The organism is Actinomycetota bacterium (genome assembly GCA_040755895.1).
GTDB lineage: Bacteria > Actinomycetota > Aquicultoria > Subteraquimicrobiales > Subteraquimicrobiaceae > Subteraquimicrobium.
In genome coordinates this window covers 1-9943 of the sequence record JBFMAG010000086.1, presented here as the reverse complement: position 1 = coordinate 9943, position 9943 = coordinate 1, and the positions used below count along the sequence as shown (strand labels likewise).

At 45.6% G+C, this 9943-nt stretch carries 11 protein-coding genes; 5 read left to right on the top strand and 6 right to left on the bottom strand.

The window, feature by feature from the left end; genetic code table 11:
* Positions 1-123: 123 nt before the first annotated feature.
* The 3 genes from gatA to AB1466_04160 all read right to left on the bottom strand — a co-directional run bounded on the left by gatA (position 124) and on the right by AB1466_04160 (position 2884).
* Positions 124-1581, bottom strand: coding sequence for an Asp-tRNA(Asn)/Glu-tRNA(Gln) amidotransferase subunit GatA (gene gatA, locus AB1466_04170; protein ID MEW6189293.1), 1458 nt, complete (start codon positions 1579-1581; stop codon positions 124-126).
* A gap of 92 nt (positions 1582-1673) precedes the next feature.
* Positions 1674-1958, bottom strand: coding sequence for an Asp-tRNA(Asn)/Glu-tRNA(Gln) amidotransferase subunit GatC (gene gatC / locus AB1466_04165; GenBank protein ID MEW6189292.1), 285 nt, complete (start codon positions 1956-1958; stop codon positions 1674-1676).
* 230 nt (positions 1959-2188) lie between these two features.
* Entirely contained in the window at positions 2189-2884 is a 696-nt protein-coding gene (locus AB1466_04160; protein ID MEW6189291.1) for a type II CAAX endopeptidase family protein, read from the bottom strand.
* Positions 2885-3198: 314 nt separating this feature from the next.
* On the opposite strand from AB1466_04160, the gene AB1466_04155 reads away from it, so the two are divergent.
* The 4 genes from AB1466_04155 to AB1466_04140 all read left to right on the top strand — a co-directional run bounded on the left by AB1466_04155 (position 3199) and on the right by AB1466_04140 (position 4956).
* Positions 3199-3402, top strand: a complete 204-nt coding sequence (locus AB1466_04155; protein ID MEW6189290.1) for a hypothetical protein — start codon at positions 3199-3201, stop codon at positions 3400-3402.
* Between the two features lie 227 nt (positions 3403-3629).
* Positions 3630-4199 carry a hypothetical protein gene (locus AB1466_04150; GenBank protein MEW6189289.1) on the top strand — a complete coding sequence of 190 codons (570 nt, stop codon included), beginning with the start codon at positions 3630-3632 and terminating at the stop codon, positions 4197-4199.
* Between the two features lie 62 nt (positions 4200-4261).
* The gene (locus AB1466_04145; GenBank protein MEW6189288.1) at positions 4262-4765 is read left to right on the top strand and encodes a hypothetical protein; all 504 of its coding nucleotides are present in this window, start codon (positions 4262-4264) and stop codon (positions 4763-4765) included.
* Positions 4766-4818: 53 nt separating this feature from the next.
* Entirely contained in the window at positions 4819-4956 is a 138-nt protein-coding gene (locus tag AB1466_04140; GenBank protein ID MEW6189287.1) for a hypothetical protein, read from the top strand.
* A 61-nt stretch (positions 4957-5017) separates the two neighbouring features.
* Here the strand turns inward: AB1466_04140 and ligA are convergent, their stop codons facing one another.
* Positions 5018-7021 (bottom strand): NAD-dependent DNA ligase LigA, encoded by a 2004-nt coding sequence (ligA, locus tag AB1466_04135; GenBank protein ID MEW6189286.1) that lies wholly within the window; start codon positions 7019-7021, stop codon positions 5018-5020.
* Positions 7022-7215: 194 nt separating this feature from the next.
* Between ligA and AB1466_04130 the strand changes: the two genes are divergently transcribed.
* Positions 7216-7932 carry a SagB/ThcOx family dehydrogenase gene (locus AB1466_04130; GenBank protein ID MEW6189285.1) on the top strand — a complete coding sequence of 239 codons (717 nt, stop codon included), beginning with the start codon at positions 7216-7218 and terminating at the stop codon, positions 7930-7932.
* Between the two features lie 74 nt (positions 7933-8006).
* Here the strand turns inward: AB1466_04130 and AB1466_04125 are convergent, their stop codons facing one another.
* Both AB1466_04125 and AB1466_04120 read right to left on the bottom strand, forming a co-directional pair.
* A complete protein-coding gene (locus AB1466_04125; GenBank protein ID MEW6189284.1) occupies positions 8007-8684 on the bottom strand; it encodes an ABC transporter ATP-binding protein in 678 nt (225 codons plus the stop codon).
* An 88-nt stretch (positions 8685-8772) separates the two neighbouring features.
* Complete coding sequence (locus tag AB1466_04120; protein ID MEW6189283.1) at positions 8773-9891, bottom strand: ABC transporter permease; 1119 nt, start codon at positions 9889-9891, stop codon at positions 8773-8775.
* Between the last annotated feature and the right edge of the window lie 52 nt (positions 9892-9943).

Below are 9943 nucleotides of genomic sequence, written 5' to 3'. Positions count from 1 at the left end.
TGATGTTAAAATTTTTGCATTGCTTATAAGTGGTCATAATTACTGGATTTTAAAGGGGTGGCTCCATTTTTGGATAATCCTATGTTAAACAGTAAATTTTAAAATTATGACCCATGCACATTGCTATAAATTCGGTTCTTCCTTGAATCCAAAATTTTGCTCAAAAGTATAGGCGACCCTCAAGATTGTTTCCTCATCCAAGGGCTTGCCCATTATTTGAAGACCGATGGGTAAACCATCCGCTACTCCGCAGGGGATGGAAATGGCGGGAATACCAGCCAAGTTCACTGGAATTGTGCAAATATCGGACATATACATGCGTAATGGATCCTCATATTTTTCGCCTATTTTGAAAGCCACCGTGGGCGAAGTGGGCGAGATTAAAACATCGAACTTTTCGAAGGCTTTGTTGAAATCGTTGACTATCAAGGTGCGGATCTTCTGAGCTCGACCATAGTAAGCTTCATAGTAACCCGCGGAAAGGGCGTAAGTCCCAAGCATTATGCGGCGCTTGACCTCATTGCCAAAGCCCTCAGCTCGCGTCCGGAAATACATCTCCATAATGTCCTCCACTTTTTGAGGAGTTCTATATCCATACCTCACTCCATCAAATCGAGACAAATTGGAGCTCGCCTCAGCGGGAGCGATGATATAATAAGCAGAGAGTGCATAATCGAGATGAGGAAGAGAAACCTCCTGACAACGAGCACCCAAACTTTCCAGAAGCTCAATGGCATTCTCCATGGCCTCTCTTACCCCAGTTTGGATTCCCTCACCCATCAACTCCACTGGTACTCCTATCTTCAAACCCTTAACGTCGTTTACCAAAGCCTTCGTATAATCGAGCATCTCGACCTTTAATGATGTGGAATCAAGGGGATCGTGCTCGACGATATAGTTCAAAAGAAGGGCACAATCCATTACATCCTTGGTTATAGGACCGATTTGATCGAGAGAAGAGGCAAAAGCCACCAACCCATACCTGGATACCAGACCATAGGTGGGCTTGAGTCCCACCACTCCACAGAGAGCAGCAGGTTGACGTATCGATCCTCCCGTATCGGATCCAAGGGATAAAATGGCTTCACCGGCAGCCACTGCAGCTGCGGACCCTCCGCTGGAACCACCCGGAACGGTCTCCAAGTCCCATGGATTACGGGTAACGAAAAAGGCGGAGTTCTCCGTGGAAGAACCCATGGCGAACTCATCCATGTTCGTCTTGCCCGTGAGCACGACGTCCTGAGCGAAGAGTCTTTCAACAGCCGTGGCGGTATAAATGGGAATATAGTTTTGGAGAATCTTCGAAGCGCAGGTGGTGAGTAGCCCCTTCGTGCACATATTATCCTTTATGGCGACGGGAATGCCAGCAAGAGGTGATAGCTGCTCCCCAGCCCTTATTTTCTCATCGACTTCGCGAGCCTTTGTCAACGCTCGCTCCTCAGTCAGGGTAACATAGGCTTTAATTTTGTCCTCGACCTGCCCTATGCGAGAAAACACGCTCCGGCAGAGCTCGACCGCGCTTATCTTGCGCTCTTTGAGCATCCTATGAAGTTCGTGAGCCGTCAATTTGTATAGTTCCATTGAACCCTTTTTAGTGATTCAAGTGGGGAAGCGATTCAAGTTTAAAACTTTCACTTCCTCACTTCTTCACTCCCTCACTTCCTAACTATGGATTAGATGATTTTGGGGACTACAAATGCACCTTGTTCCTTTTTGGGTGCATTGGAAAGCGCCTCTTCTCGAGGAAGAGAGAAGCGTGTTTTATCATCGCGAAATACATTCTTCAAAGGCAGAACGTGGGATGTAGGAGGCACCTTAGAAGTATCCAATCGGGCAATCTTGCCGGCATGATCCAATATTTCGCTGAGCTGTTTGGTGAATCTCTCCTTCTCCTCCTCGGTGAGAAAAAGCCTAGCCAACCAGGCAACATGCTCTACCTCTTTTTTACTAATCGCCATTTCTCCCTCTCCTTTTGTGCTTCAACCTGGAACCTAGATGTATTAATCGCAGATATTGGTACACTCTCACGTGGTTCACCATTCACGGTTCACAGTAAAAAATAAATCATTCCGAGCTATGAACTTTATGGGCTCGCAGCCCCTGCCTGCCGGTGGGCAGGGGCTAGCACTGGGAAGGATGCCCCAAACAATATAAGTGTTTCCCAATGTGTGTAAACAACCTTGAACCTTCAACCATAAATAGAGTATATCAAAACCACGGAAATGAGATTATTTAACGCATGTAGAATTATGGGGGGTCCCAGGGATCCCGTCTTCTCATACAAATAAGCCAGGACCACTCCGATTATGGTCACTGGAACCAAAAGCCATGATTGGGCGTGAAAAAGGGCAAAGATTAAAGCACTGATGATAACGCCTCCCGTGATCCCGATGCTCTTCCGAAGTGCGGAATAGATAAAGCCTCTGAAAAAAACCTCTTCGGCAATGGGGGCTACCACAGCAGCTATCGAAAGAGCGAGTATCAATCCAAGATAACTCCGTCCGAAAAAACGGGGTATTCCCGTAATCAGCTCCGGTGAAGGCTTGAATTTGAATACAACAATAGCAATGATAGCATACAACGCCGCTAAAGTTCTAACTAAGATCAACCAAAGGAATCCCAATTTCAAGCCGAGCCAAAGATTAAAGGAAGAAAAGCCGAGATCTCTTAATCTTCCACGGTAAGCTCTAACCCCATAATACCAAGCTACTGAGACTAAAAATCCATAAATTAAGAGCATTTGAAGTGTCCGGACTAAGGGAGAGGCAAAGGGAATTTTGATGGAAAGGGTCTGAAGGGAGAAATTCAGCAGAATTAAAAGTATTAAGATGAACAGACCTTTGCTGACATCCTTTAGCGTCCAGGGAACCTCTCGATTATTCACTTAACAACCTCACGAACTCCTCTTTCTTTTATTTCGATATATTCTTTCAACCGATGATAGCTGGTTTAAAGAGCACTTTTCAAGTCTTGGCTCATTTTTTGACAATTTTCTCCTTTTGACTAGGAACTCCAAAGAACATGGTGAAATCCATTGCAAAAAAAGGGGTCGGTTAAGATATAGACGTGAAAAAGGAGGGGCGATGAAAAAGCTATCTTGTAAGATGCCTCACATTTATTCTTTTGCTCATCTTTTTCCTTCCTCTTTGTACACCAATGTTTTTGCATATACGTTTACGGGGTACAGATGGGAGGATTATGCGTGCAGGTTTGGATTACGACGAGCTCTCCTATTCATGGAGACAAGCGGTGTATTACGCCCGAATGGCTTGGAATCTCTTTCCACTCTATCAGTGGACGAGTCCTATATGTGGAATGTATATTCATTATGACCCCGATTCTACAAATGATGTTTTTGTAAACTATTATGCTGCACGCAAGGTGAGATGGGAAAAGGAGTGAAGTAAGTTGACTAAAAGGATAAAAGTCCTGATTCTAGCGATTCCTATAATAGTTGTTCTAATTGTAGCCAGCATTACTATCCCCAAAATGCTTTCTGAGAAGACGTCCCCCCGGAAATTTCTAAATTACCAAAGAAAATAGAAATTCAACCACTATGGGAGCTAAAGGACATCCCAAATCTCGCCAAAGAATCTGACGTTATCGTCAAGGGCAAAGTGGTAAAAATTTTGCCCAGTGTAGAACTTCCGTCAATTGTACAACCGATTTATATCGGGGAAAATGAGATTGAAGAAGCGAAGAGGAGAGGAGAGACAGACTTCATTGGAATTTTGGTTGGCGAGGAGGCTGAAAGGGCTGAGGAAATACAAAAGTCGGGAGGAAGAGTTCCCCATTACAACTACAGAGCTAAGACCAAAGCCGATGCCGAGAGGCTCAAGAAAGAGCTTGAATCGGAGACCTTTATCTGCACAGATAAAGTGATCAAGGTGGATAAGTATCTCAAGAACCCTTTGGGGAAAGATGAGATCATCGTCAGAGAGCAAGGAGGAAAGATTGGCAATACAACTTCGGCAATTGTGGGTTATACCCCCCTAAGAGTGGGTGACGAAGTCATTCTCTTCCTAAGGGACCTGGAAAAGACTGTTCCAAAGCGGTATCAAAGTGCGTGGGAACCTGTAAAGAATAGGTATCAAATTTTGGCGGGTCCCTCCGGAAAGTTTTACATCGAGGAAGATAGAGCCGTTAACAAGGATGTCCCCGAATTGAGCAAGAGCTTCACGAGCTCGAGGCCGAGGTAGAAAAGTATAAATTCGCCGAAGAGGTACCTCCCTCAAAAATCGGAAAAATGTCTCCTGAGGATATGTTAAGAGGACTTTCCTCCCTTGTGGAATCCTCCTCCATCATCTTTGAAGGAACAGTCACAAGAGTTTTGCCTCCAGTGGAGATTGGACCTCCTCCTGGAGAGGAAGCTGAAGATGAAGAATACAGTTGTAAATGGGTCTCCATTGGTAAGGTGGTCAAGGTGGATAAATATCTTAAAAAGCCCTTAAATTGGGAAAAAGATGAGGTAGTTGTCAGGGAAGTTGGGTCTGAGAAAAAAATCGATAGCAAAGTTGAGATAATAGAACATGGAATTTCTCCCCTAAAGGTGGGCGATAAGGTCATTCTTTTTCTTCCTTTATGGAATGAGTCCACAATTTTACAAAAGTATTACATCAAGAGAGATAGGGTTTTTCACGAGGATTTTCCGGGAATGAGCATGAGTTTAAGCAAATTTGAAGCCGAGGTAGAAAAAGAAATTAAAAAGTTTGAGGAAATTTGGATGGAGAAGTGGAAACGCAAAATGAAAACTTATTTCCCCTAACCTTCTCCTTTCTAAAATGGAACATTTAATGTTCCTCATCGTCTAAAAGGTATATAATCTCATATCCCCTCTATCGTCTACATAATGGGCGGGATCATTTCTACACCACAAATTGGAACGAGGTAATCTTTGCCACGAGTATGGGTTATAATTATGAGGGAATTGCTTGTTGGGTAAAGCCCACCGATTAAGATGTAAGGTGAGAGGATGAGTAAGATGACCAAAAAGATAAAAATTTGGGGATGAGGGTAGTTATTCTAACAGCCTCACAAACTCCTCTTCTGTAAGTATCTTTACACCTAATTCCCTAGCCTTATTGAATTTGCTGCCCGGATTCTCTCCTGCTACCACGTAGTCGGTTTTCTTGCTCACACTGGAAGAGACCCGACCGCCGAGCTCCTTAATTTTTTCTTCAGCTTGCTCCCTGGTGAATGCAGTGAGAACTCCTGTGAGTACAAAACTTAAACCCTCGAGTTTCTGAGGTATCTCAACCCTTACAACTTCTTCCATTTTTAACCCAGCCTTCTTTAGCTTGTCAAGAACCTTGAGGTTTCTCTCTTGCTTAAAGAAGCTAACCACGCTTTCGGCGATTTTTGGTCCTATCTCGGTTATCTCCAATAGCTCCTCGTAACTTGATCTCTTGAGCTCGTCAATCGAGGGAAAGTATTTTGCCAGGACTTCAGCCATGTGCGCCCCCACATGTCTGATTCCCAACCCAAATAAAAGTCTGGAAAGAGGTCTCGATTTTGACCTCTGAATCGCATTGAGGAGATTCTCCGCCGCCTTATCAGCAAAATGCTCCACCTCCAACAAGTCTTCTTTGGTCAAATAATAAAGATCGGCTACATCTTCGATTAAGTTCTTTTCGAGGAGTTGCGTGACAACCGCGGGACCGAGTCCGTCGATATCCATGGCACCCCTGCTCGCCCAATGGAGGATGTGTTCAAAGAGCTGCGCTGGACAGGCGATTCCGGTGCATCTGGCAACGGCCTCGCCGGAGGGTCGAATTACCTCTGCCCCACATACCGGGCAATGGGTGGGCATCTGATATAACCTTTCTTCACCCACCCTTTTGCTCACAATTGGTGCGACGACCTCGGGGATGACATCCCCTGCCTTCTGAACGATGACAGTATCGCCGATGCGGACATCCCTTCGCCTCATTTCATCCTCATTGTGAAGGGTAGCCCGACTAACCGTCGAACCAGCCACCCTCACCGGCTCCAAGATGGCCACGGGGGTAATGGCTCCCGTTCGCCCCACATTGACGGTTATATCGAGTACCTTAGTGGTCCTCTGCTCCGCCGGGAACTTATAGGCGACTGCCCACCGTGGAGATTTGGAAGTAGCTCCAAGTCTTGCCCGTTGATCAAGGGAATTAACCTTGATTACTACCCCATCTATCTCGTAAGGAAGTGAATCTCTTTTTTTCTGCCAATCCGAACAGAAATCGAAAACCTCATCGGGACCTTCTACCTTTCGCGAATATTTGCTCACCTTAAATCCAGCCTCTTTTAGAAATTGTAGTACATCCCAGTGGGTTTCAAAGGATACACCCGTGGCGTGTCCAATCGAATATAGTGTGGAATCGAGAGCACGTTTGGCGGTGATGCCCGGATCCAGCTGCCTTAAGGAACCGGCGGCGGCGTTTCGAGGATTGGCAAAGAGGGAAAGTCCTTGCTCCCCCCGCTCTTTATTTAGCTCCTCAAATTGCTCCTTAGAAAGATATGCTTCGCCTCGGACTTCAAGAAGGGCTGGCGGAGAATCTAACCTCAAACGCAGGGGGATGGAGCGAATTGTCTTTAAGTTGGGAGTGATATCTTCACCCACTTCGCCATCTCCCCGCGTCGCACCACAGGTTAAGAAACCATTTTCATAAGTTAGAGCGATTGCCGTTCCATCGACCTTCAATTCGCAAACGAATTCAATGTTCTCACCCGGCAATTCTCTTGCAATTCGATTAAAGAACGCGGTGAGTTCGTCGAAAGAGAAAGCATCAGCCAGGCTGAGCATCTTGGTTCGATGACGAACGGGAAGGAATCCTTCAGCGGGAGGTGCCCCCACCCGCTGGCTTGGCGAATCTGGGGTGATCAATTCCGGATGAGCCTCTTCTATGGCGATGAGTTCCCTCATGAGCTCATCATACTCTGCATCGGAGATCTCGGGGGAATCCAGCACATAGTAGCGATAATTATGATAATTGATTAAATCTCGAAGTTCCTCGGCTCTCTTTCTTAACTTGGTAATGTCCTCCATTTTGAACTTCTGACCTCACCAAAAGCCTAACCCTAAGTATTATACTACAATTTCAACTGCAGGATTTAAATCTTTGACTTCCCTTTTATCCGTAAAAAATTCTTAAGAAACTCTCAGATACGAGTAGCGAAGCAAATTATTTTGTTTTATTGTCAATATTGTCTAAAGAGAAATGAAGGTGGTGAAAGAGTCAAATGAGACAGAAGCATCAGATGTGGATTGCAATATTGCTAATTTGCTTATTCTGTTGCAGTTGCAGAGCAAAGCCCGAAGAAAAGATAACAGAGCGAAGGATCAGCAAGAGGATTGCTCTAGAAGATGCCGTGGTTAAGCTACCCGAACCCAAGAGAAATGGGGAAATGTCACTCGAAAAGGCATTGGGGTCTCGCGAGTGTAAACGAAGTTTCACCGAACAAGACTTAACCCTCAAACAAATCTCCCAATTGCTCTGGGCCGCTCAAGGAAGGGCGCTCGATGCCATCACTGGTGCCACAAGAACCGCTCCATCGGCGGGCGCATTACAACCCTTGGAGCTTTACGTGGTTTCGAAAGATGGCGTTTATCACTATGGATTAGAAAAGCACACCCTTAAAAAGATCAAGAAGGGCGATCGACATTCCGAACTCGCTGATGCAGCTCTCGGTCAATCTCCGATAGCAGAAGCGCCGATAAATATAGTCATCACCGCAGTTTACAGCAGAACGGCAGCGAAGTATGGCGAACGAGCCACAAGATACGTCCACATGGAAGCGGGGCATGCCGCTCAAAACATCCTCTTGGAGGCTGTAGCCATGGGGCTAGGTGGTACCCCCATCGGGGCTTTTCACGATGATCAAGTACAGAAGGTGCTCTCCCTACCTCGAAATCATGAGCCTTTGTACATCATCCCCCTAGGACATCCCCCGCAATAGAAGATCAGATTAGGGATACAGAATTCAGGATATAAGATAAAAATGTTTTAACGTGCATCCTGAATCATCATGCATCATGAATCATGTAGGGTTTCGAGGATTTTGCCGTCCTTCAAATGATAGACGACATTCGCGTGTTCGGCCATCTCTTGGTCGTGAGTGACTAAAACAATCGTTTGTCCTCGTTGATTGAGGTCGAGAAGTAAGTGAAGAATTTCATCACTACTGGCAGAATCGAGATTTCCCGTGAGCTCGTCAGCGAGGATTATCTTTGGATTATTTGCTAATGCCCTGGCGATTGCCACCCGCTGCCTTTCTCCTCCGGAAAGTTTGGTGGGCACATAATTCAGGCGCTCTCCCAAACCCACCAATTCGAGCAATTTTTTGGCCCGCTCTCTCCTCTCTCTTTTGGATAATCCCAATTCAAACATGGGAATCTCAACGTTCTCAAGGGCGGTAAGAGTTGGAATTAGATTGTGAAGTTGAAAGATAAAGCCGACCTTTTTCGCTCTGAATTCATCGAGATTTTTGACCTTTGAGAGGTCCACATCGTCGACGATTACTTTCCCCTCCGTTGGATGATCGAGTGCCCCAATCATATTTAAAAGTGTTGATTTGCCCGAGCCAGAGGGACCCATGATGGAGACGAACTCGCCTTCTGGGACTTCCAAATTCACTCCATCCAAAGCTTTCACCTTTCCGCCCTCAAAGGTTTTCACCAAATTTCTAGTTCTTATGATCGTTCTGTCCATCCCCATGCCTCCTTCTAGTTAGAAGTTTGTTAGTGGAGAGTCGGTAAACTTAACCCATGACTCCTCAACCTTCAACCTTGAACTAAACTTATTCATATCTCAACGCCTCTACGGGTGATAGTTTAGAGGCTCTGTAAGCCGGATAAAAGCCGCCGAAAAGTCCAACCAATATCGCAACTGCCAAAGCCTTCACAAATAGATTTAAGGGATAAAAGGGCTCTATGAATCCTTTGATGACGGGACTCAAGAGGATGAGTTTTACGGCGATGAGTCCAAAAGCAATGCCGAGTAAAGCTCCAAGGACACCCACCAGGAAAGATTCTCCCAAAATCATGGTTAAAATGCGCCAGCGTTTCCAACCCAACGCTCGTAAAACGCCGATCTCCCGAGTTCTCTCAAAGACGGACATAATCATGGTGTTCATTACCCCAATCCCACCGACCAAGATGGCCAAAAGCGAAATCACCCACACGGCACCATCCACGGTTGCCGTCCCTTGATCGACCTTTCCTATCTCCTCAAGGGATTTCACGGTGACCAATTCATCGGGATAATCGCGCTCAACCTTCTGAGCGATTTTCTCTATGCTCACTCCCCTTTTGACTTTAACTAAAATCATCGAGATTTTACCCTCTTTCTTCTGAAGCCTTTGTATGACCTTCAAAGGGAAAAAGGAGCCCCCATCTTGAAATATCTCCCCAGACTCGTAGATACCCACGATTTTAAATTTCCTTCCAGCTAAATTAATTTCATCGCCGACTTTCTTTTTAAGATTTTTTGCAGCCACTTTCCCCAACATAACCTCATTTTGACTCGTCCTCTTGAAAATCCTGCCCTCAACTATTTTTATATCACCTATCTCAAGAACTTCTTTCCTGACACCCAGCGTGAGAAAGAAGGGAATCTCCTCAAGCTTTGCAACCCCTATGTACACGCCTTCCACCTTATCCATTCCCTCAATTTTCCGTATGTCATCAACTCGGGATTCAGAGACGGTGCTCAAGGCAAGATCCGCCGTGCCCGATTGAGCGATGATGAAATCACCTCCTCCCACTCTTAAGATTTTGCCCATGCTCTCCTTTAGTCCCTCTCCGACGGAACCCAAGGCGATGATTGTGGCAATTCCAATGCTAATTCCCAAGACGGTGAGGAAAGTTCTGATCTTACGCCGTAAAAGATTCTTGAAGATGAGGGTGAAGAATGACATTTTCCCTCCCAAATTTGACTCTCAATTCATAACATTAAATCACCAATGGTGC